The sequence below is a fragment of the Streptomyces sp. NPDC058701 genome, assembly GCF_042715295.1.
Lineage (GTDB): Bacteria > Actinomycetota > Actinomycetes > Streptomycetales > Streptomycetaceae > Streptomyces.
Window position 1 is genome coordinate 147592 of record NZ_JBHXSY010000005.1, and the last position, 21745, is coordinate 169336.

Genomic DNA, 21745 nt, shown 5'->3' on the forward strand with positions numbered 1-21745 from the left:
GGTGCTCTCTGTCAGGGCCGTGCGGAGGCATCGGCGCGAAGGGTGCGGCGCGGGGCGGCCGAGGTCACGGGGGTGACGCTCAGCGGCCCCAGCCGAGCGAGGTCTTGATGCGCTCGATCGCCTCGGGGAACTGCTCTTCCCGGGGTGGCGGCAGGTACGGCTTGAGGATCTTGCCGAGGTGCAGCCCGAAGATCTCGGCCCGGATCTCCGCCGGGTCCCCCCGGTCGGCCCGGGCGGCGACGTGCCGGACGGCGGTGCTCAACCCCGTCTCCCCGCGCAGCAGTTCCTCCAGGCCGCCGTGGTGCCCGGTCCGCCGCGCGGCGACCGCCGGGCCCGGCCCGTGACGGTCGCAGGTGCCCTCGTCCAGGTGCCACAACTCGTGGCAGGCGATGACCAGCTGGTGCTCGGGCCGGGTGCGCTCCTCGATGACGAGGAGGTCGCGCTCGTCCATGTCCAGCCACAGGCCGCTGGCCGTGTCCGGGGGGAAGGAGGCGAACCGGAAGTCGACCTTCCGGCCGCTGCCGCGGCGCCGCCCGTAAGCGGCGCACAGTCCACCGATGATCCCGCCGGCGTCGGTGGGCGGCGCCAGCCGCGCGCCCGCGAGCAGTTCGCGGCCGAGCCTGCGCATCGCCCGTGTGGTCCTCATGGTGCTTCCCCCTCGGCGGTTCTGCCGCCGGCCGCGGGCGCGTCGTCCCCGGCGGGCCGGCCGAGCTGCCCCTCACGCGCCAGCAGGTCGTCCAGGTGGTCGGCGAGGGACTTCCAGCCCCGGGGGGAGAGCCGGCCGGCCCGCGCGACGATGCTCCGTACGTCGTGCGCCCGCAGGACGGCGAGCAGCGGGTTCTCCTCCGGCCGCTCCGCGCAGCGCAGTTCGTGCTCGATCGCGGTGAGCGCGGTGGCCAGCGCCTCGGTGTCCTCGGCCAGCAGGAAGCCGCCGTCCACGCCGTAGAACCGCTGGATCCCCGCGGCCGCCGCCAGGTTCGGCAGTCCCTCCCCCTGGGCGAGGCGGGTCAGCGACTGGCCGGACGCGTCGAAGGACCGGGCGATGGCGGAGAGGGAGTGGGGGTGCCCGTCCTCCCGTAAACGCGTGCGCCGCAGGTGCTCGAACCGCTGGTGCACCTGCTCCTTCAACGGGATCCGAGGCGGCCGGCCGTCGAGGGTGAGGCGGATGTCCCCGGGGGTGATCCCGGTCAGGTACGAGAGGCGCGCCAGCCCGTCGGGGCCTTCGGGGGCGGCGGCACCGGACAGGGCCAGGGCCCGTTCCACCGCGCTCTTGGCGTCGGCCAGCAGGAAGCCGGCGTGCACCCCGAAGAACCGCTGTACGCCCGCCGCGTGGCCCAGCCGGGGCAGCCCGGTGCCCGCGTTGAGCGGGCCGAGGGAGGCGCCGGGCGCGTCGAAGTCCTCGGCGATGGCGGCGAGCGGCCACTCCCGGCCGTGCTTGTCGAGGCGGGTGGCGCGCAGCCGCAGGAACCGCTGGTGCACGCGCCGCTCCAGCGGCGTCGCGGGCGCGGTGCCCGCCACCACCCCCGGGATGCGGGCGGGTTCGACGCCACTGAGGTGGCTCAGCCGCTCCGCGTCCAGCGGGTCGCGCGCGCCGGGTCCGCGTCGCCGCGCCAGTTCCCCGACGCGGCGCCAGCGGGCGGCGAGGTCGGGTCGGGCGGGGTCTGGCACCGGCTGATGCTCCGTAAGTCGACAGGGCGTTCGAGCGGTCTGGCTGTGTGAAGCCTAGCCGCCCGCCCCGGGCGGAACCAGGAAAACCCCAACGTTTCCTGATCTCCGACTCAAGGAACGTTGCGGCGCGCCCGTTTGCCGACCCGCCCTGCCCGACCTTCCGCCCCCTCCGCGTCCCCTTCCCCGGCTCCTCGTTCCGCGCTCCGCGTTCCGGGCCGCGGATCAGTCGCGGTGGATCCGGTCGACGCCGTACCACTGCACCACGCAGGCGGCGACCCAGTCCCGCTCGTAACTCCCGGTGAAGAAGGGCTCGGCGAGGTTGCCGATGTGCAGGGGCCGGTAGCCCACGTCCGCGGCGCCCCGGGCCGCTTCTTCGCGGATGCGGGCGTTCTGGGCGTCCCAGGCCACGGAACGGGTGACGGTGGCGGTCGTCAGCCGCTGGACGTCCGGGACCAGTACGGCGACGGAGGCCATCGCCAGGCAGGCCGCGACGACGGCGCCGCCCGCCAGGACCGCTTCGGCGGTGCGCCGGCCGAGCCGGCCCGGCAGCCACCGGGCGGCCCACGCGCCCAGCAGGGCGCCGTACCCGCACAGCGCCAGTTCCATCGGCACCAGGTAGCTCGTCCAGGTACGGGCGTACGTCCACCCGCTCGGGCCGTACCCGCTGCGCAGGCCCACCACCACCGCAAGCGACCCCAGCACCACCACGGGCACCGGGAGCAGCAGCAGGGCGGCGAGCGTGGTGCGCGGCACGGTCCGCCGCCGGTCGCCCGCGGCCCGCCCCGCCTTCTCGCCCCGCTCTCCCGGCTCGGACCGTTCGGACCGCTTCCCGGGCCCGCTTCCGCGGCGCCGGATCGCCAGGCCGAGGAGGACGCCCACGGCGACGGCTCCGAGGTAGGCCCACCGGCCGCTGACGGTGTCCCACATGTACAGCCAGTCCCGGACGGTGCCCCTGAGTTCGCCCGCGGAGAGCAGCGGCTCCTTCTCCGGCTGCTGGGCCCGCCGCCAGCGGGCGCCCGGGGAGGTGTAGAGCACGACCAGGCCGCAGAGGAGACCGGAGCACCAGAGCAGGCACCAGACGAGGGGGCGCCGGGTGCGGGCCAGCCCCAGGCGGGGCAGGCAGAGCACTCCGACCAGGGCGGCGAGGAGCCCGCTGACGAGCGCGAACGGCTCGCTCAGCGTGCCGAGCGCGAAGGCGATGAGGAACCCCGAGACGCATCCGGCCGTACGGACGCCCGCGCGGGGATGGCCGACCGTCCGGACGGCCAGCAGCAGTGCCCACACGCCGATGACGCTCGGCACGGTGTGGGAGATCGTGGCGGGGGCCCACAACAGCACCTGGTAGCTGCGGGTGCCCGCGAAGTACAGCAGTGCCTGCACGACCAGGGCGCAGGCGGTCAGCACGAGGACCGGGGGCCTGCCGCCCAGGAAGCGGGCGAAGTGCCGCCCGAGCAGGACCAGTCCGATGGTGAAGGAGATGACGATCAACGTCGGCAGGACCTTCGTCCCGGCCAGTCCGTCGCCGTACACGACGCCGCTCAGGAAGGCGTTGGCGATCCTGCCGTTCTGGGTCGAGTAGAAGTCCGCCGTGATGCCGAGGACCCCCATGTCCCGGGCCTTCCAGGCGGCGCACCAGTCGTCGGACGTGGGCCGCACGTACAGGCCGAGGAAGCAGCCGACGGCCGTCAGGGCGCCGGCCGCGGCGACGAGCGCCGCCCCGGCCACCGGGAGGATTCCGCGCAGCGGGGCTCGGCGGCCGGTGCGCCGGCCCTTCCCGGCTGAAGGGGCTCGGACGCCCTCGTCCTCGTCCTCGACCGCAGCAGTGGTCATCCACCATTCCTTCGCCGTGGGGCCCGGCCGGAGGGGCGGCCGGTGCGCCCCACCGACGGCGGTAATCGCACGGCCCGTCGAACACCCATGATGCACACGGCCCGACACCCCCGGCATCCGGGGGTGGGCCAGGCCGGGCACCGGGCGGCGGGCTCCCCGGCTTCTCGGCACTTGTCGGTACTTTTCGGACCCGCCCGGATCTCCCGGATCCGCCCGGATCTCCTGGACCCGCCCGGATCTCCTGGACCCGCCCGGATCTCCCGGACCCGCCCGGATCTCCCGGACCCGCCCGGCCCGGGGAGCGCGTCCCTCACCCGGGCGGCGGGCCATCCGTGGCGGCCTCCGTACCGGTCTCCCAGGATGGGGACTCCAGGTCGGCCTGCCGCGCGGACCCGGCGGAGGGAGTGTCGGTGCCCGGTGTCCTGCTCGCCCGATGGGCGGCCGTCACGGCGGCCCTGGCGTGCGCCGCCGTCCCCGTGTGCACCGCGGGGCCGCCGTCCGCGGGGCGGGACACCGGCCCGGCGCGGTCGGCGCTCCTGCGACCCGAGGGCCACCACGACCGGGGCGCGGCCGGACGCGGGGCGGCCCGCCTCTACGGGCCCGAGGCGGTGCAGGCCGTCCCCACCGTCGGCGTCCTGTCCAACACGACCGCCGCCGAAGGGGTCCCGGCGTCCGTCGCCGAGGGCGCCCGCTACGTCCCGGGCAGCAATGTCCTGCGGCTGGCCTCCGGCCGCCTCATGTACCTTCCGGCCGACCGGACCGCGTCGGCCGTGGTCGCCGCCGACCACCTGCCGGCGTGGTGGCAGATCGCCCGGAGCCGCGACTGGCTGGCCTCCGGCCGGGTCCCGGGCCGTACGCCGGCCCAGCGCACCGCCGCCGAGCGGGCGCTCCTGGCCATGCGCGCGCTGCTCCGGCCGAACGGTGCCATGGCCGCCGGGTGGAGCCCGGGCTGGAAGTACTCCTGGCCGCGCGACTCCAGCTTCGCTTCCGCCGCGTTCGCGCACACCGGCCACGACGCCGAGGCGTACCGGATCCTGCGCTACAGCGCCGCGACCCAGCGCGCGGACGGCACCTGGGAGGCGCGGACGAAGCTCGACGGAACGGGCCCGCCCGACGGCCGGCGCCGGCAGCTCGATGCCGACGGCTGGGTGCCCTGGGCCGCCTGGCAGTGGTACCGCACCGCCCCGCCGGCCACCCGTACGGTCCGGCTGGCCGCCCTCTACCCGATGGTCCGCAAGGCCGCCGACCACGCCGCGGGCTCCCTGCGGGCGGACGGACTGCCCCCGGCCTCCCCCGACTACTGGGAGCTGACGACGCCCGCCGCGAACATCGGTACCGCGGCGCCCCTGCTCGCCGGGCTCAACGCCGCCGCGGACCTCGCGCGTGAGGCGGACCGGCCGGCCGAGGCCGCGCGCTGGTCCACCGCCGCGCGGCGGCTCTCCGCGGGGATCGCCGCCCGCTTCGCCCCCGTGGGCTACCAGCGCACCGCCGACGGCCGGCACGGCCACGACAGCGCGGTGGCGTTCATGGCGCCGCCCTTCAACGCGGCCCCCGCGGACCTGCCCCGCGCGCTGGACGCCACGTACCGGGCGCTGCTCCTGCCCAGCGGGGGGCTGACCCCCGGGAACGACCCCGCGGCGCCGTGGGGCGGGAGCGCCTGGACGCCCAGTACGGCCTTCTTCGCCCTCGCCTGGGCCGCGTCGGGGAAGCACGGGAAGGCGCGACCGGTCCTGGAGTGGGTCCTGTCCAAGCAGAACTCGCTCGGCGAGCTGCCGGAGAAGGTGGACAGGCGGGGCAGGCCGTCCTCGGTCGCGCCCCTCGCGTGGACGGGCTCGATCGCCGTCCTGGCCCTCGTGGCCCTCGACGGCACGCCGCTCCCGACACCGCCCCCGCCGCAGTGACGGCCGCACCCGCGGCGGCCCGGACGGGACCCGCCCCCGCGGCGGGGACGGCGGGCCGCCCCGTCACCGGCCCCGCCGGGCCGACGGTCAGCGATGCGACCCGGAGACGGCGCGCGCGGCCTGCGCGAGCGTCGAGGGCGGTACCGCGCCGTGCCACGGGGAGGACGGCGGGAGGCCGCCGACCGGTGCGGACCCGGCCGGGGGAGCCGTCGTGACGTGCAGGGCGGCGTCCAGGCCGAGGGCGGCGGCGACGGCCGTGCCGTCGGGCTGCGCCACGGCCGCCGGTGCGCCCGTGTAGAGCATCCGGGACTCGGACCAGGGCGGTGCGCCGCCGGGGCCGCCCGCCGACAGGCCGACCGTGCCCGTGCCCGCACGGCCCGTCAGCAGGTGGCCCGCGACGCCGACGGCGCCGTAACCGCCCTCGCCGCCCTCCTCGGTGACCGGGGAGAACACCGGTGCGGGCCCGTCGGCCGTGGCCAGGGTCACACCGACGGCGCCGGTGCCCGGCTGACGGAAGTACAGCCCGACCCCGCCGCCCCGCGCGTGCGCCGAGAGCGGGCCGGTGATGGCCGGAAGCCCGGTGGGGAACGGGCCGCGCAGGGGGGCGTCCGGTTCCGGCCGCACCCAGGCCACGACGCTCCGGGCCGTGGCCGCGTAGACGTGGCGCCGCCCCGAGGAGTCGGTGGCCGTGACCGGGTCACCCCGCAGTCCGGTGCCGCCCAGGGCCTGCCACGCGCCGAAGGGGCCGTCCGGGGCGGCCTGTGCGCGGGCGCGCAGGGTGCGTGCGGAGTCGCGCACGTACACCGTCAGCCGGCCCGCCGGGTCCACGGCGACCGCCGGTGCGCTGATGGCCGAAGTGCCGGGTATGTCCTTCGTGTCGGGGGTGCCCAGGGACTGCCACGGGCCGAAGGGCCCGTCGGGCGCCGCCTGGACGGCGTACACGACTGAGCGCCCGTACTCCTGGGGCGTGGCGCCCAGGGTGGTGCGGGTGCCGAAGACGGCGATCCTGCCGTCGGGGAGCCGGGCCGCCGTCGCACCCGCGTCGAGGCCCGCGCCGTTCAGGAACCGGGGCCCCTGCCACGGGGACCCGGGGCCGCCGCGCGTCCAGTACGCCATCCGGCCGTCCAGGACGGCGACGGCCCACAACCGGCCGGCGACGCCCTCGGTCAGCCAGGAGGTGCCCTCGCCCCGGCTGTAGCGGATGGCCTGGTTCCATCCGGCGCCGGTGGGCCGGGTCGCGGTCTTGCGGTCGCCGCAGCCGGCGGGACTGCCGCACCAGTCCCGGTGGTCCGTCCAGGCGTAGGTCTTGAGGTAGCCGAGCTTCTCCTCGGCCGCCTGCGGGCCGAGCGTCGGCGGCAGGGAGCTGTTCGGGTAGCTCACGTAGTTCTGGACGGAGAAGTGCGGCCGGCCGGCGAGGCCGTCGCGCCCGGACTCCGTCCCGTTCGACCGGGCGTAGCGCTCGGCCGCGGCCTGCACGAAGCGGGCGCCGTACACGTGGTCCTGGTGGTCGAGGAACGCGCCGCCCGGTGACCGGCCCGGCGTCGGGTCCTGGGTCCGTATCGTCGTCGGCCGGTACCGCGCGAAGATGCCCGCGATCGCCTCGACGGCCTGTTCCCTCGTGTACGAGAACGGCGCCCCGACCGGCGTCCCGGACGTCAGCTGGGAGCCCAGGGCGGGGACCCTGCCGTCCCACAGGCCGCGCAGGCTGTCCGGATTGTCGTCGGAGATGCTGCGGGCCTCGCGCAACTGCATCCACACCAGGCTGACCTGGGGCTTCGCGACGAGGACGTCCACCTCCGCGCTGCCTCCGCCGACGGTGGGGACGGCCGAACGCCGCCAGGCGCCGGCGCGGTCCCCGGTGGCCATCTCCGCGTAGGCGGCCCGTATGCCGTTCTGCCGGGCCTCCGCGTAGGCGGCGCGGTCGGCGGGGCCCGCGGGGTCCTCCAGGTGCGGGCTGTGGGCCTCGTTGCGGCCGTCGGACTCGCCGGAGGTGAGGTAGACGGTGGCGACCTCGACGCCGGTGGATATGGAGCGGCTCAGGTCGGGGTTCATGAAGAACAGGTCGTCGTCGGGGTGCGCGACGACCTGGACGACCGTGCCCTCGGTCACACTCGGGCGCAGCGCCGCCCCGAGCGCGGTCGGCTCCGGCGCGCCATCGCGCCCGTGGGCCCAGGTGGTCACGCCGGTGGCGCCGACGGCGAGCGCGGCGAGCAGGGCCGCGAGGCGGGTGCGGCTGGCCAGGTACATCGAGAACGCCTTGAGGATCGGTCCGGTGCGAAATTCCGCTGAGGGGGCGGGTCGGCGCCCTGGGGCTCCACCGCTTCCGGAGGCGACCGGGGTCGATTGTGCCCCACGCTTTCGTGGCTGACACAGCATCAAGCGGCATATGAAACGAAATCAAATTGAATGCACGATTTAGTCGAGATGCCCCATTCGGTACGAGTTGCCCGGGTGGCTGCCGGGGCGAGCCCCGGGGCGCGGGACCACCACCCTTACCTGGCGGGTAATCGACCGGGCGGGTGGGGCGGCGCAGAGTGGGGGTGCGGGTTCCGGGGTCGCGCACTCGGCTCCGGGGCCCGCACCCGAACCGTGCGTCCCCCCCCTCGACGGAGGCTGATCCGCCATGTCCGCAACCCTGCTCGGCACCATCGCCCGCACCCCCGAGCCGCAGGTCGCGCTGCGCCGGTTCCTCGCGCTCGACGCCGTGGTCACCACCGCCAACGGAGTCGCCTACCTGGCCTTCCCCGCCGCGATCGGACGGCTGCTCGGCGTCGGGCAGGGGCTGCTCCTCGGTCTGGGGGTCCTGCTGGCCCTGTACGGCGCCGGCGTCGGATGGCTGGCCTCGCGGCGGCAGCCGCCCCGCCTCGCGGTACGGCTGGTCGTCGAGGTGAACTACGCCTGGGCCGCCCTGAGCCTCGTGGCGCTGGTCGTCTGGTTCTCGCCCACCGCGGCCGGCCTGGTGTGGATCCCGGCGCAGGCCGCCACCGTCGCCTCGTTCGCCGTGCTCCAGCAGCTGGCGCTGCGGTCCGGGTCAGCTCTCCAGTGAACGAAGGTACTTGGCCGTCGCCGGGTCGGCCGGGAGCATCGTCTCGATGGCCAGCTCGGCGACGGTGACGTCCATCGGGGTGTTGAAGGTGGAGATGGACGACACGAAGGACAGCAGGCGCCCGTCGTGCTCGATCACGAGCGGCAGGGCGACGTACGCGACGGCCTCCGTCGGCTCCGCGTCGCCCGGCCGGTCCTGCACCGGGTACGCCGACACCTCCTCGTACAGCTCCCGCAGCTCCCGCGAGCGGGCCAGCGCGATCTGCCGTTCCATCTGGGCCAGCAGGTGACCGCGCCACTCGGCGAAGTTGTGGATCCGCGGCGCGAGACCCTCCGGGTGCAGGGTGATCCGCATCGCGTTCAGCGGCGGCGTCAGCAGGTGCTCCGGCAGGCCCTCCAGCAGCATCGCGATGCCCCGGTTGGCCGCCACCACCGTGTACGTCCCGTCCACGATCAGGGCCGGGTACGGCTCGTAGCCGGTCAGCAGCCGCTCCAGCCCCTCGCGCAGAGCGGCCATCGCGGGGGCGTCGAGCGGGGTGTGCGCGTACCGGGGCGCGTAACCGGCCGCCACGAGCAGTGCGTTGCGGTCGCGCACCGGCACGTCGAGGTGGTCCGCGAGCCGCAGCACCATCTCCTCGCTCGGCCGCGACCTGCCGTTCTCCACGAAGCTGATGTGCCGGGACGAGGATTCGGCGCGGCCCGCCAGCTCCAGCTGGCTGATGCCGCGCCGCTCCCGCCACGTCCGCAACAGCGCACCCACGCCGGTCGTCGTCGTCATGCCCCGACGGTAGCCGAGCACCGCCGCCCTCACCCGAGGGCGAACACGTGCGGCGGACCGAGCCGGCGCGCCGGTGCTCGGAAGACAGAAGGGCACCCCGGCGCACCACGGCGGGAAAGGGGCGCCGCGGCGCACGCTGTGGGAACCTTGACACCCCGTCATGAGGAGAAGGAGCCGCCCGATGCCGAGTGAGCCGCTGTCGCAGAAGGAGATCGAGGACCGGCTGCGGGAACTCCCGGGCTGGGCCTTTGAGGACGACCGCATCATCCGCACCTACCGGCTGGGCACGCACGTCGCCGCGAGCGCCCTGGTCGCCCACATCGCCGCCGTCCAGGACGAGTTGAACCACCACTCGGACCTGACGCTCGGCTACGACACCGTCCGCGTGTCGGTCAACAGCCACGATGCCGGCGGCGCCGTCACCGAAACCGACTTCGCACTCGCGGAACGGGTCGAGTCCCTCGCCCCGGCCCACGGCGCGAGCTGATCCGGCCCGGCGGCCGACAGCCCGGTCCCTGCTCGACCACGACGCCGAGGCCGAGGCCTACGACGCCACCCGCGGCGGCCCCCCGAGGGCGGGGGCCGGCGCCACGGCGTTCCTCGGCCTCCTCCCGGCGTCCACCCGCACCCTTCCCGGACCCGGGCCGCGGAACCGGCGGCGTCACCGCCCGGCCGCCGCCGTCACACCCGCTCCAGCCGCCACCACTGGCCCGGCGAGTCGGTGTCCTCGCACTGGCGGGCCCGGCCCTCCGGGTCCGCCTCCAGCGGGAGACCGCTGATGGCGGCGACCAGCGAGACGACGCCGGGAGCGTCGAGGTGCTCCTCGACCAGCCACTCCTGCGCCCCGAAGGCGTTCGCCCTCCACACCTGGACGCGGGCGCCGCTCTCCGTCGAGGCGTTCGCCACGTCCAGCCGCCTGCCGTTGTGGACGCTCACGACGTGGAACAGGCCCCCGCCCGCGTGCACGGGCGAGACCTCCCACCGCGCCGCCTCCGGCACCGGGCCGTCGGGCGCGACCACCACCCGGTTGCCGGCCTCCACTTGGAGCAGGAGTCCGCTGGCGACGTTGCGGACCTGATAGGTCCCGTCCGGGACGTTCACGCGCGCGATCCCCCCGGCCCTCAGGCGTCGAAGACGGACGGGTCCGGCCCGATCCGGCGGCCCGCCGCGCCCGCGCCCAGCGCGTCCAGCGCCGCGACGTCCTCGGCGTCCAGCTCGAAGCCGAACACGTCCAGGTTCTCCCGGATCCGGGCCGGGGTCACCGACTTGGGGATCACGACGTTCCCGTGCTGGAGGTGCCAGCGCAGTACGACCTGCGCGGCGGAGCGCCCGTGCCGGGCGGCGATCTCGGCCACCGTCGGCAGCGTCAGCAGCTCCTTGCCCTGGCCCAGCGGGGACCAGGCCTCGGTGACGATCCCGCGCTCCGCGTGCAGGGCGCGCAGCTCGGTCTGCGGGAACAGCGGGTGCAGCTCGATCTGGTTCACGGCGGGCAGCAGCGCGCTCTCCGCGGCGAGCCGGTCCAGGTCCGCCGGGCGGAAGTTCGACACGCCGACGGCCTTGGCGCGGCCGCTCTCCGCGAGCTCCTCGAAGGTCTTCCAGATGGCGAGGAAGTCGTCGCGCATCGGGCGCGGCCAGTGGATCAGGTACAGGTCGACGTGGTCCAGGCCCAGCTTCGCCAGCGAGTCGTCGAAGGCGCGGAGCACCTCGTCGCGTCCCCACGTCCGCGACGGGTCGTTCCACAGCTTGGTCGTGACGAACAGCTCCCCGCGCGGTACGCCGGAGCCCGCGAGGGCCCTGCCGGTTCCCGCCTCGTTGCCGTAGACGGCCGCCGTGTCGACACTGCGGTAGCCCGCTTCCAGCGCCGTGGCGACGGCCTGCTCCGCCTCCTCGTCCGGCACCTGCCACACGCCGTAGCCGAGCTGGGGCATGAGCGTGCCGTTGTCGAGCTTGATGGTGGGGACCTGGTTCACGTCTGGCCGTTCCCTCGCGTCGGTTCGGTTGCGTCGTACGGGGGCGGCAACCGCCCTCCCGTACGACGTATTCCCGCCACGCGGAGGCCCCCTCCGCACGGCCGGACCCCCGTCAGGAGGACCCCAGGTACGCCTCCCGCACCGACGGGTCGGCCCGCACCTCGGCCGCGGTCCCCTCGGCCAGCACCGTCCCGAGGTCCAGGACCACCACCCGCGTGCACAGGTCCATCACGAACGCCACGTTGTGCTCGACCAGCAGCACCGCACAGCGGTCCTCCCGCGCGAGGCGCCGGATCACCGCCGCGAGCCGCTCGCGCTCGGGCGCCGACATGCCCGACGCGGGCTCGTCCAGCAGCAGCACCCGCGGCGGGTCGGCCACCGCGCGGGCCAGCTCCACCATCCGGGCCTGACCGACGGGCAGCCCGCCCGCGTACGAGGCGCCGAGCGCGCCGATCCCGCAGCCCGCCAGCACCCGTTCGCCCCGGGCCCGGCGCTCCCGCTCCCTGGCCCGCCGGGCGGGGAAGGCCAGCAGGTCGGCGGCGATCCCGCCCCCGCCGCCCCGCCACTCCTGCGCCACCAGCACGTTCTCGGCCACGCTGAGCTGCCCGAAGAGCTGCTGGCGCTGGAAGGTCCGGCGCATCCCGTGCCGGGCCCGCCAGACGGGGGAGCGCCGGGTGATGTCGGCGCCGTCGAGCAGGATCCGCCCCCGGTCGGGCCGCCGGATGCCGGACAGCACGTCGAACAGGGTGGTCTTGCCGGCCCCGTTCGGCCCGATCAGCCCGCACACCTCCCCGGCCCGGACGCCGAGGTCCACCCCGGTCAGGGCCCGGACACCGCCGAACCGGACGCTGACGCCCACCGCCCGGAACACGTCACCGCTCATGTCGCCATCCCCAGGTAGGCCTCGGTGAGCCGGTCCGCCTCCACCTCGGCGCGCGGGCCGCACCAGGAGACCCGGCCCTGCGCGAGGTACGCGACCGTGTCCGCGATCCCGAGGATCCCGGCCGCCTTCTCCTCCACCAGCAGCAGTGCCGTCCCGGCCCCGCGGAGCTCGGCCAGCAGCGCGTACACCTCCTCCACGACCCGCGGGGCCAGCCCGAGCGAGGGCTCGTCGGCGATCAGCACCTCGGGCGGCCGCTGCAGCAGCGGTGCCAGCGCCAGCATCTGCTGCTCCCCGCCGGACAGGGACCCGGCGGCGATCCCGCGCCGCTCCCCGAGGCGGGGGAAGCGGTCGTAGACGGCGGTCCGGGCGCCGGGGTCCGGGAGGTACAGCGCGAGGTTCTCCTCGATGGTGAGCGCGGGGAAGATCCCCCGGCCCTCGGGGGCGAGCAGCACCCCGGCCCGGGACCGGCGCACGGGCCCGTCCCGGGTCGCGTCCCGCCCGGCCACCCGCACGCTCCCGCCCGCGGCGGGCAGCAGTCCGGCGGCCACCTTGCAGGCGGTGCTCTTCCCCGCCCCGTTGGGGCCGAGGACGGCGAGGATCTCGCCACGCCGGACCACGAGGTCCACCCCGTGCAGGACGAGCCCGCCGTCGTACCCGGCGGTGACCCCGCGCAACTCCAGCGCGGGGTGCGCCGCGGCCGGCGACGCCGCCGGGCGGGGGGCGGGGACCGGGGCGCCGGAGCCCGGACCCGGGCCGGGACGCGGGACCGCGGAGATGCCCGCCGGCCCGGTCCGGCCTGCCCGGTCGGCCGCCGCCCGGTCCGCGGGTCCGTCCGCCTGCCCCGTCCCGTCCGCCTGCGGTGTCCCGTTTGGCTCCGGCACCTCGTCCGCCCGCTCCGGTCCGTCCGCCTGCGGCGTCCCGGCCGCCCGCGGCGTCCCGTCCGCCCACGCCACCTCGTCCGCCCGCTTCGCTCCGACCCGGCCGGTGCCCGCGGCCCGCCTTCGCGCCCACCGCACCGGAAGCGCGGCGCAGTAGCCGTCCGGATCGTTCGCGAGCGCCAGCCCGGCCAGGCCGAACAGGATCACCGGCAGGTGGGCCGACTCCGTCACGTAGTCCGCCAGCAGCCGCGGCGCGACGGCGAACACCAGCCCCGCCACCACCGCGTACTGCGGCCTGCGCACCCCGGCCGCCACCACCACGGCCAGCCACACCAGCCCCGTCATCGCCGTGAAGTCGGTCGCGGTGATCCGGGTGTTGTACGAGGCGTACAGCACGCCCCCGAACCCGGCCAGCCCCGCCGACAGGGTGAACATCAGCAGCTTCGTCCGCAGCACCGACACCCCCGAGGCCATCGCCGCCGCCGGAGCCGACCGGACGGCCAGCATCGCCCTCCCGGACGGCGAGTTCCGCAGCGCGCCCAGCCCCGCCGCGACCGCCGCGACCAGGACGACCAGGGCCACTCCCAGCGCCCGGTCGTCGGAGAGGTCCACCGGCCCGAACACCGGCCGGGGGATCGACCACCCCGCGTCCCCGTTGCGCAGCCACCGCAGCTGGAACAGCACCTGGTCGGCGAGGAACGCCAGCGCCAGCGTGGCCAGGGCCAGGGAGCGGCCCCCCAGCCGCAGTGCGGGCAGTGCGACCAGCGCCCCCAGCACCGCGGCCACGCAGGTGCCCACCGCCAGAGCGGCCACGAACGGCCAGCCGCGGCTCATGAGCAGCCCGGCCACCAGCGCGGCCCCCGTGACGAAGGTGCCCTGGGCCAGGGACACCATCGCGCCGAGCCCGGTCACCACCGTGAAGGACGTGAACACCAGCGCGATCGCCAGTCCCTGGGCCAGCAGCCCGCTCCAGAACGGCGTCGTCACCGTGTAGAACGCCGTGCCCAGCAGCACGGCTCCCGCCGCCCACCCGCCCCAGCGCCGCGCCCACGATGCCCCGGCCAGATGGTCCACCGGCGGCGCGTCCACGGCCGCGGTCCCCGCGGTCCGGGCCCTGCGGGTCAGGACCAGCAGCCCGCCGAACAGGATGAGGAAGGGCACCGCCGTGCGCAGCCCGGTGATGTCCTCGGCGAAGGAGGCGTACCCGGCGACGAGGTTCTGCAGCACGCCCAGGCCGAGCCCGCCGGCGAACGCCAGCGGCACCGACGCGAACCGCCCGATGACCGCGGCCGTCGCCGACACGAACAGGAACAGCGTGAAGTCGTGCGCGGAGAGCCCCAGCAGCGGCGTCGCCAGTACGCCCGCCAGCCCGGCCAGCCCGGACGCGATCATCCACGCCACCGACGAGAGCCGGTCGGCGCTGATCCCGCGCAGTTCCGTCAGCGAGCGGTTGTCGACGGCCGCCCGCAGCCGCAGCCCCAGCCGCGTGTGCCGCATGAGCACCCACAGGGCCACCGCCACCAGCGCCGTCACCACCCAGGTGATCAGCTGGTCGGAGTCGATGCCGACCCCCTCGGCGAGCTGCCAGGAGACCGCGGGGCTCGGCCCCACGCCCGGCAGCCCGAACTGGTTCTCCGCCGGCTTGACGGGCGCGCCCGCGTCCGCGAGCAGCTCCACCGCCCACAGCCCGGCGGCAGGCAGTGCGACCAGCAGTCCGATGGTCGCGACGATCTGCGCGGTCTCGCCGACCCGTGCGAGACGGCGGAACATCAGCCGGTCCAGCCCCCACCCGAGCCCCGGCGCCAGCACGAACACCACCAGCAGCGCGGCCGGTACGGCCGGCCAGCCCAGCCCGGAGTGCAGTTCGTAGAAGGTCAGCGCGCACAGGTAGGCGGTGGCCCCGTGGGCGAAGTTGAACAGCCCGGACGCCGAGTACGACAGGACGAGCCCGGTGGCCAGCAGCGCGTACAGGGCGCCGGAGACCAGACCGCTCAGCACGAAGACGAGCAGATCTCCCATGCGGCTGCCCGTCCCCTACGAGAAGGGGACGGGTTCGTAGCACGTGAAGGGGACGGACACCCTGTACGTGCCGTCCTTCAGCTGGACGAGCGCCCCGCAGCCGAAGCTGTCCTTCTGCCCCTTGGGCTCCGCGCGGTCGCCGACGAGCGAGCCGGTGTCGGAGAAGCCCTGCGCGGCGGTCTGGAAGGACTCGACGGTCAGGTCCCTGCCCGCCTTCTGCGCGATGGACAGGAAGAGGTCGGCCGACATGTAGCCGGTGAGCATGTGCATGTTCAGGGGCGGCGGGTCCTGGCCGCCCGCCGCCGCCTTGATGTCGGCCTTGAACTGCGCCATCTTCGGGTTGTCCGACTCGAAGGGCTCGAACTGGAGCAGGACGTGCACCCCGTCGAGGGCCTGCTTGGTGGCCTCCTTGGCGAGCAGGCCGGGGTCGTAGTCCGTGGGGTCGGAGATCAGGCCCTTGTAGCCGGCCCGCTTGAGCGCGGTGAACAGCCCGATGTTGTTGGGCGTCTGCATGACGGAGACGACGGCGTCGGGCGCCTTGCCGCCGTTGCTCTCCATGATCTCCTTGACGTACGCGGACCAGTCGCTCGGGACGGCGGTGGCGGGCACGGAGGCCTTGGCGTACGCGACGGTGAACCCGGCGCCGGCGAAACCCTGCTGGAAGGTGCGGATGCCGAACTTCCCGGCGTCGCTGTCGTTCGCGATGACCGCCACCGACTTGCCGGCGGCCCCGCCGAGCACCCGGCCGATGCCCTCGGGCCACGTCTGGTTGAGGGTGCCGCCGGGGGAGGGGACCAGGCAGCCGTTGAAGCCGTAGATGTACTTGGGCCCGCAGAAGGAGGGCAGGGTGCCCCAGCCGAAGGTGGGGACCTTCTCCTGCTCCAGGAAGTCGGCGCCGGAGAAGGTCACCGAGCTCATGGGGGAGACCGCGAAGACCTTGTCCTGCTGGACGAGTTTGCGGGCGGCCGCCATGTTCTTCGCCGGGTCCTGGCCGTCGTCCTCCGCCCCGAGGTAGTCGATCTTCCGGCCGTTGACCCCTCCCTCGGCGTTGGCCCTCGTGTAGCGGGCCTTGGCCCCGAGGTCGGTGTCCTTCTTGCTGTAGCCGCTGGCGGTGGTCATCGACACGATGCCGCCGACCTTGATCGAGTCCGCGGTGACGCCGCGGGAGGTCCCGCCGGACGCGCCGGGAGCCGCCGTGTCGGGGGTGGCGGCGGAGTTGCAGGCGGAGACGAGCGCGAGAGCCACCGCCGCGGCGGCCAGGGTGCGGATCGGTCGCAACATCGAGGGGTTCCCTCCGGTCGGGATCCCCGCATTCTGTGGGCGAGCTGACGGATCGTCAACATAATGGACGAAGCAAAGTGACGGTCCGTCAGATGGTCGCCGCGTCGCGATGCTCACGCCCGGTACAGCGCGGCCACCTCCGACGCGAACGCCTCCTCGATCGCCCGCCGCTTCAGCTTCAGCGAGGGCGTCATCAGGCCGAGCTCCTCGGTGAACTGCCCCGGCAGCACCCGGAACGTCCGGATCGCCTCCGCCTGCGAGACCAGGGTGTTGGCGGCCACCACCGCCCGGCGGACCTCCGCGGTCAGCTCCGGGTCGTGCACCAGGTCCGAGGGCGGCCGCTGCGCCAGGCCGCGCATCGACAGCCAGTGCGCGATGCCCTCCGCGTCCAGGGTGACCAGGGCCGCGATGTACGGCCGGTCGTTGCCCACCAGCACGCACTGCGACACCAGCGGATGCGAACGCACCCGCTCCTCCAGGGCGGTGGGCGAGACGCTCTTGCCGTTGGAGGTCACCAGGATCTCCTTCTTGCGCCCGGTGATGGTGAGGTAGCCGTCCTCGTCCAGCCGCCCCAGGTCCCCGGTCGCCAGCCACCCGCCGCGCAGCACCGCCTCCGACGCCCGCGGATCGTTCAGGTACCCGGAGAACACGTGGCCGCCGTGCAGCCACACCTCCCCGTCGTCGGCGATGTGCACGGTACTGCCCGGGATCGGCGGGCCGACCGTGCCGTACTTCGTCGCCCCCGGCGGGTTCGCGGTGGCCGCCGCGCTCGACTCGGTCAGCCCGTACCCCTCGAACACCGTGATCCCTGCGCCGTCGAAGAACAGCCCGAGCCGCCGTGACATGGCCGACCCGCCCGACATGGCGTGCCGCACCCGGCCGCCCATCGCCTCGCGGACCTTCCCGTACACCAGCTTCTCGAAGAGCTGGTGCTGCACGCGCAGCCCCGCCGACGGCCCCGGTCCGGTTCCGAACGCCTTCGCCTCGCGCGCCTCCGCGTACCGTACGGCCGTCTCCACCGCCCGGTCGAAGGGACCCCGGCGCCCCTCCACCTCCGCCTTGCGCCGGGCCGCCGCGAACACCTTCTCGAAGACGTGCGGCACCCCCAGCACGAACGTCGGCCGGAACGCGGCCAGGTCCGGCAGCAGTTCGGCGGCCGCCAGCACCGGCTGGTGCCCGAGCTTGACCCGCGACCGCACGGCCGCCACCTCCACCATCCGCCCGAAGACGTGGGCCAGCGGCAGGAACAGCAGCGTGGACGGCCGCTCGCCCGGACCGGCCTGGAAGACCGACTCCCAGCGGCTCACCATCGTGTCGGCCTCGTACATGAAGTTGGCGTGGGTGAGCACGCACCCCTTGGGCCGGCCGGTGGTCCCGGAGGTGTAGATCACGGTGGCGACGGCGTCGGGCGTCACCGCGCCCCGGTGCCGGTGCACCACGTCCTCCGCGACCCCCCGCCCGTCGGCGACGAGCGCCTCCAGCGCACCGGCGTCGAGCTGCCACAGCCGCCGCAGACCGGGCAGCCGGTCGACGGCCGAACCCACGGTCATGGCCTGGTCCTCGTTCTCCACGACGCAGGCCACGCAGCCGGAGTCCTCCAGGATCCAGTGCACCTGCTCGGTGGAGGAGGAGGGGTAGACGGGGACCGGCTGCGCCCCGATGGACCACAGCGCGAAGTCGAAGAGCGTCCACTCGTACCGGGTACGGGACATCAGCGCGACCCGGTCCCCGAACCGCACGCCCTGGGCCAGCAGGCCCTTGGCCAGGGCGAGCACCTCGGCCGCCAGCGCGCCGGAGGTCACGTCCCTCCACTCGCCGCCCGTCTTGCGGCCGAGCACGACGCGGCCCGGGTCCTGGTGTGCGTACTGGAAGACGACGTCGGCCAGGCCGCCTACGGGCGGGCCCGTGACGGCGGGTGGGACGGTGAACTCGCGCAAGGCCCCGCTCCTCTCCGCACAGCGCGGCGACGCTACCCCACGCCTGTCGGCAGTTGATCAGCCGCCGAACACCTCCACAAGACCTCCGCAGGGGGCGCGGGGGGTGGGGTGCGGGAGCGGGGAGGGGCGCGCGGTAGGCCGGTGGCCGGCGGTGGGGTGGCCGATGGTTCGCCGGGGCGGGGGTGTCGGGGCGGGGGCGTCAGGCCGGGCGGCTCAGGCGGTCGGCGCCGGTGAGGACGGCGGCGGCCAGGGCCTCCGAGGCGGGGGTCGGGCGCCGCCCCTGGAGCAGCGCGAACTCCACCGGCCCCAGGTCGGGCAGCCCCCCGACCCGGACCAGGCCCGGCGGGATCAGCCCGCGGGTGTGGGCCATCACGCCGAGCCCGGCCCGGGCCGCCGCGATCAGGCCGCTCAGGCTGCCGCTCGTACAGGCGATGCGCCACGCGCGGCCGTCCCGCTCCAGCACCTCCAGCGCCCGGGCCCGTGTGATCCCGGGGGGCGGGAAGACGATCAGCGGTACCGGCCGCTCGGGGTCCACCCGCAGGCCCTCCGCCCCGATCCACACCATGCGGTCCCGCCAGACGAGGCGGCCCCGTTCGTCGCCCGGGCCCCTCCGCTTGGCCAGCACCAGGTCGAGCCGGCCCGCGTCCAGCCGTTCGTGGAGCGTCCCCGACAGCTCCACCGTCAGCTCCAGGTCCACCTCCGGGTGCTCGTGCCGGAAGCCCTCCAGGATCTCCGGCAGCCGCGTCAGCACGAAGTCCTCCGAGGCCCCGAACCGCAGCCGGCCCCGCAGCCGCGTCCCGGCGAAGAAGGCGGCCGCCCGCTCGTGCGCCCCCAGGATCGTCCGCGCGAAGCCGAGCATCGCCTCGCCGTCCTCCGTCAGCTCCACGCTGTGGGTGTCCCGGACGAACAGCGGCCGGCCCGTCGCGTCCTCCAGCCGCCGCACGTGCTGGCTGACCGTCGACTGCCGCACACCGAGCCGCCCGGCGGCCTGGGTGAAGCTCAGCGTCTGGGCCACCGTGAGGAACGTCCGCAGCTGGACCGGGTCGTACATGGCGCCCAGGCTATCGCGGATCGTGATGACAGTGAGTTCGGTGTGCGGGTTTCCCGATGACCGTGCGGCCCCGACGATGGGATCGCAGGGCACCGCCCCCGCCCCCGCGCCCCCGACAGCAAGTGAGCCCCGCGCATGCGCCGCCCGCACCTCCCCGCCCGGCTGCCCCTGGACCCGTACGTGCCGGCCCTGCTCGGCACCGTCGGGCTCGCCGCCCTGCTCCCGGCCCGCGGCCCGGTCGCCACCCTCGCCGACGGGGCCTCCACCGCCGCCGTGGCCCTGCTCTTCTTCCTCTACGGCGCCCGCCTCTCCACCCGCGAGGCGCTCGACGGCCTGCGCCACTGGCGGCTCCACCTCACCGTGCTCGCCTGCACCTTCCTGCTCTTCCCCCTCCTCGGCCTTGCCGCCCGCGGCCTCGTGCCCACCGTTCTGACGCCCCCGCTCTACAGCGGCCTGCTCTTCCTCTGCCTGGTCCCCTCGACCATCCAGTCCTCCATCGCGTTCACCTCCATGGCCCGGGGCAACGTCCCCGCCGCGATCTGCGCAGGCTCCTTCTCCAGCCTCGCCGGCATCCTCCTCACCCCCCTCCTCGCGGCCGCGCTGCTCGCCGGCGACGCGGGGGGCTTCTCCGCCGACTCCCTCCTCAAGATCGCCCTCCAGCTCCTGCTGCCCTTCGTCCTGGGGCAGGTGACGCGCCGCTGGGTCGGCGGCCTCCTCACCCGCCACCGCTCCGCACTCGGCTACGTGGACCGCGGCTCGATCCTGCTCGTCGTCTACGCGGCGTTCAGCGCGGGCATGGTCGCGGGCGTCTGGAGCCAGGTCAGCGTCCCGCGCCTCGGCGCCCTGATGCTGGCCGAGGCCGCCGTCCTGGCCGTCATGCTGCTGGTCACCTGGTACGGCGCCGAGCGGCTCGGCTTCGACCGCGCGGACCGCATCGCCATCCAGTTCGCCGGCTCGAAGAAGAGCCTGGCCGCCGGACTGCCCATGGCCAGCGTGCTGTTCGGGGCGCACGCGAGCCTGGCCGTACTGCCGCTGATGCTGTTCCACCAGATGCAGCTGATGGTCTGCGCCGTCCTGGCCCGCCGCAGGGCCCGCGACTCCGAACCCGCGCCCCACCGTGTGGCGGAGGTCTCCCGGGCGCTCCAACACCCCGCCCCCCGGGCCCGGTAACGTGCGGCGGTGACCTGGATACGCCCGATCGCCGCCCGCGCCGAACGCCCCTGCACCCTGGTGGTCTGCCGGGGCTGCTGCTGCGGGGACCCCCGCAAGAACCCCGGCTCCGACCACGCGGGCCAGCTCGCCCGGCTGCGCGCGGCCGCCGCCGACTCCGGGGGCCGGCTGGCTGTCCGTACGAGCGAGTGCCTCGGCCCGTGCGCGCAGGCGAACGTCATCGTGGTCCAGCCCACCAGCGAAGCCCGCCGCCGCGGCGCCCGCGCGACCTGGTTCGGCTGGGCCCTGGACGACACCGCGACCGACGAGATCATCGCCTGGGCCCGGTCGGGCGGCCCCGGCACCACCCCGGTCCCCGACACCCTGGACCTCCACCGCATCGACCCGCCGGAGCCCGCACCGGCCGCGAATCCCTCGCGCCGCTCCCGTCGCGGCCGCTGAGGGACGGCGGGGGAGCGGCACCGGGGGCGGGGCTACGTCGTGATCCGCTCCTCGCCCGCGTACACGTTCATGTCCGGGCCCCGCAGGAACCCGACGAGCGTCATCCCCGACTCCAGCGCCAGGTCCACGGCCAGCGAGGACGGCGCCGAGACCGCCGCCAGCACCGGGACGCCCGCCATCACGGCCTTCTGCACGAGCTCGAACGACGCCCGCCCCGACACCAGCAGGACCGCGCCCGTCAGCGGCAGCCGCCCGGCCTGCAACGCCCGCCCGACGATCTTGTCCACCGCGTTGTGCCGGCCCACGTCCTCCCGTACGTCCAGCAGCTCGCCCTCCGCGGTGAAGAGCCCCGCCGCGTGCAGCCCTCCCGTACGGTCGAAGACCTTCTGGGCCTCGCGCAGCCGGTCCGGGAACCGGGCCAGGAGCTCCGCGGGAAGCCGTACGGGATCTCCGGCGGCGGCGCCCGGGAAGCGGCTCGCCGTCCGGACCGCGTCCAGGCTGGCCTTGCCGCACAGTCCGCAGGAGGAGGTGGTGTAGACGTTCCGCTCCAGCGTGATGTCCGGAACCGGCACGCCGGGCGCCAACTGCACGTTGACGACGTTGTAGGTGTTCGACCCGTCCTCGGTGGCGCCCTCGCAGTAGGTGACGGCCCGCACGTCCTGCGCCGCACCGAGCACGCCCTCGCTCACGAGGAAGCCCACCGCGAGGGCGAAGTCGTCCCCCGGGGTGCGCATCGTGATCGCCAGGGGCTTGCCGTTCAGGCGAATCTCCAGCGGCTCCTCGGCCACCAGCGTGTCCGGGCGCACCCCGGTGATCCCGTTCCGGATCCGCACGACCCGGCGGCGCTCGGTGACGCGTCCCATGGTGTTCCCCCACCTCGCTCTGTTTTCCGC

18 protein-coding genes are annotated in these 21745 nt (G+C 75.1%); 5 read left to right on the top strand and 13 right to left on the bottom strand.

Translation table 11 applies throughout. The features are described 5' to 3' along the window. Positions 1–79 precede the first annotated feature (79 nt). The 3 genes from ACFWW8_RS07045 to ACFWW8_RS07055 form a co-directional block, all read right to left on the bottom strand. Positions 80–646: a toxin-antitoxin system, toxin component gene (locus ACFWW8_RS07045; RefSeq protein WP_386524696.1), complete on the bottom strand. Its 567-nt coding sequence runs from the start codon at positions 644–646 to the stop codon at positions 80–82. Beyond that, complete coding sequence (locus tag ACFWW8_RS07050) at positions 643–1668, bottom strand: hypothetical protein (RefSeq protein WP_386524699.1); 1026 nt, start codon at positions 1666–1668, stop codon at positions 643–645. The genes ACFWW8_RS07045 and ACFWW8_RS07050 overlap by 4 nt, the downstream gene beginning before the upstream one ends. 222 nt (positions 1669–1890) lie before the next feature. Next, positions 1891–3498: a hypothetical protein gene (locus ACFWW8_RS07055; protein WP_386524701.1), complete on the bottom strand. Its 1608-nt coding sequence runs from the start codon at positions 3496–3498 to the stop codon at positions 1891–1893. Positions 3499–3908: 410 nt separating this feature from the next. Here ACFWW8_RS07055 and ACFWW8_RS07060 point away from each other — a divergent pair, with 410 nt between their 5' ends. Next, positions 3909–5399 carry a hypothetical protein gene (locus ACFWW8_RS07060; protein ID WP_386524704.1) on the top strand — a complete coding sequence of 497 codons (1491 nt, stop codon included), beginning with the start codon at positions 3909–3911 and terminating at the stop codon, positions 5397–5399. 87 nt (positions 5400–5486) lie between these two features. Here the strand turns inward: ACFWW8_RS07060 and ACFWW8_RS07065 are convergent, their stop codons facing one another. Continuing rightward, a complete protein-coding gene (locus tag ACFWW8_RS07065) occupies positions 5487–7646 on the bottom strand; it encodes a PIG-L family deacetylase (RefSeq protein ID WP_386524706.1) in 2160 nt (719 codons plus the stop codon). A gap of 376 nt (positions 7647–8022) precedes the next feature. On the opposite strand from ACFWW8_RS07065, the gene ACFWW8_RS07070 reads away from it, so the two are divergent. After that, positions 8023–8445, top strand: a complete 423-nt coding sequence (locus ACFWW8_RS07070) for a hypothetical protein (protein ID WP_386524709.1) — start codon at positions 8023–8025, stop codon at positions 8443–8445. Here ACFWW8_RS07070 and ACFWW8_RS07075 read toward each other — a convergent pair. Next, a complete protein-coding gene (locus ACFWW8_RS07075) occupies positions 8431–9222 on the bottom strand; it encodes a helix-turn-helix domain-containing protein (protein ID WP_386524712.1) in 792 nt (263 codons plus the stop codon). The two genes, ACFWW8_RS07070 and ACFWW8_RS07075, sit on opposite strands and share 15 nt — an antisense overlap. Positions 9223–9403: 181 nt before the next feature. On the opposite strand from ACFWW8_RS07075, the gene ACFWW8_RS07080 reads away from it, so the two are divergent. Next, positions 9404–9709, top strand: coding sequence for a 4a-hydroxytetrahydrobiopterin dehydratase (locus ACFWW8_RS07080; RefSeq protein ID WP_386524715.1), 306 nt, complete (start codon positions 9404–9406; stop codon positions 9707–9709). Positions 9710–9903: 194 nt separating this feature from the next. Here the strand turns inward: ACFWW8_RS07080 and ACFWW8_RS07085 are convergent, their stop codons facing one another. The 7 genes from ACFWW8_RS07085 to ACFWW8_RS07115 all read right to left on the bottom strand — a co-directional run bounded on the left by ACFWW8_RS07085 (position 9904) and on the right by ACFWW8_RS07115 (position 19241). Next, positions 9904–10323: an RICIN domain-containing protein gene (locus ACFWW8_RS07085; protein WP_386524718.1), complete on the bottom strand. Its 420-nt coding sequence runs from the start codon at positions 10321–10323 to the stop codon at positions 9904–9906. A gap of 20 nt (positions 10324–10343) precedes the next feature. After that, positions 10344–11192: an aldo/keto reductase gene (locus ACFWW8_RS07090; protein WP_386524721.1), complete on the bottom strand. Its 849-nt coding sequence runs from the start codon at positions 11190–11192 to the stop codon at positions 10344–10346. 112 nt (positions 11193–11304) lie between these two features. Continuing rightward, positions 11305–12075, bottom strand: coding sequence for an ABC transporter ATP-binding protein (locus tag ACFWW8_RS07095; protein WP_386524724.1), 771 nt, complete (start codon positions 12073–12075; stop codon positions 11305–11307). Beyond that, positions 12072–14972, bottom strand: a complete 2901-nt coding sequence (locus ACFWW8_RS07100; protein WP_386524727.1) for an ATP-binding cassette domain-containing protein — start codon at positions 14970–14972, stop codon at positions 12072–12074. The genes ACFWW8_RS07095 and ACFWW8_RS07100 overlap by 4 nt, the downstream gene beginning before the upstream one ends. Before the next feature lie 15 nt (positions 14973–14987). Continuing rightward, positions 14988–16253 (bottom strand): ABC transporter substrate-binding protein, encoded by a 1266-nt coding sequence (locus tag ACFWW8_RS07105; RefSeq protein ID WP_386524730.1) that lies wholly within the window; start codon positions 16251–16253, stop codon positions 14988–14990. A gap of 113 nt (positions 16254–16366) precedes the next feature. Next, positions 16367–18190 carry an AMP-dependent synthetase/ligase gene (locus ACFWW8_RS07110; RefSeq protein WP_386524732.1) on the bottom strand — a complete coding sequence of 608 codons (1824 nt, stop codon included), beginning with the start codon at positions 18188–18190 and terminating at the stop codon, positions 16367–16369. 199 nt (positions 18191–18389) lie between these two features. Next, positions 18390–19241 carry a LysR family transcriptional regulator gene (locus tag ACFWW8_RS07115; protein WP_386524735.1) on the bottom strand — a complete coding sequence of 284 codons (852 nt, stop codon included), beginning with the start codon at positions 19239–19241 and terminating at the stop codon, positions 18390–18392. A 135-nt stretch (positions 19242–19376) separates the two neighbouring features. On the opposite strand from ACFWW8_RS07115, the gene ACFWW8_RS07120 reads away from it, so the two are divergent. Together ACFWW8_RS07120 and ACFWW8_RS07125 are read left to right on the top strand one after the other, a co-directional pair. Further along, positions 19377–20411, top strand: a complete 1035-nt coding sequence (locus ACFWW8_RS07120) for a bile acid:sodium symporter family protein (protein ID WP_386524738.1) — start codon at positions 19377–19379, stop codon at positions 20409–20411. A gap of 9 nt (positions 20412–20420) precedes the next feature. Beyond that, positions 20421–20852, top strand: coding sequence for a (2Fe-2S) ferredoxin domain-containing protein (locus ACFWW8_RS07125; RefSeq protein ID WP_386524741.1), 432 nt, complete (start codon positions 20421–20423; stop codon positions 20850–20852). Positions 20853–20884: 32 nt separating this feature from the next. On the opposite strand, the gene fdhD is transcribed toward ACFWW8_RS07125, so the two are convergent. Further along, positions 20885–21715, bottom strand: a complete 831-nt coding sequence (gene fdhD / locus ACFWW8_RS07130; protein ID WP_386524744.1) for a formate dehydrogenase accessory sulfurtransferase FdhD — start codon at positions 21713–21715, stop codon at positions 20885–20887. Positions 21716–21745: the final 30 nt, after the last annotated feature.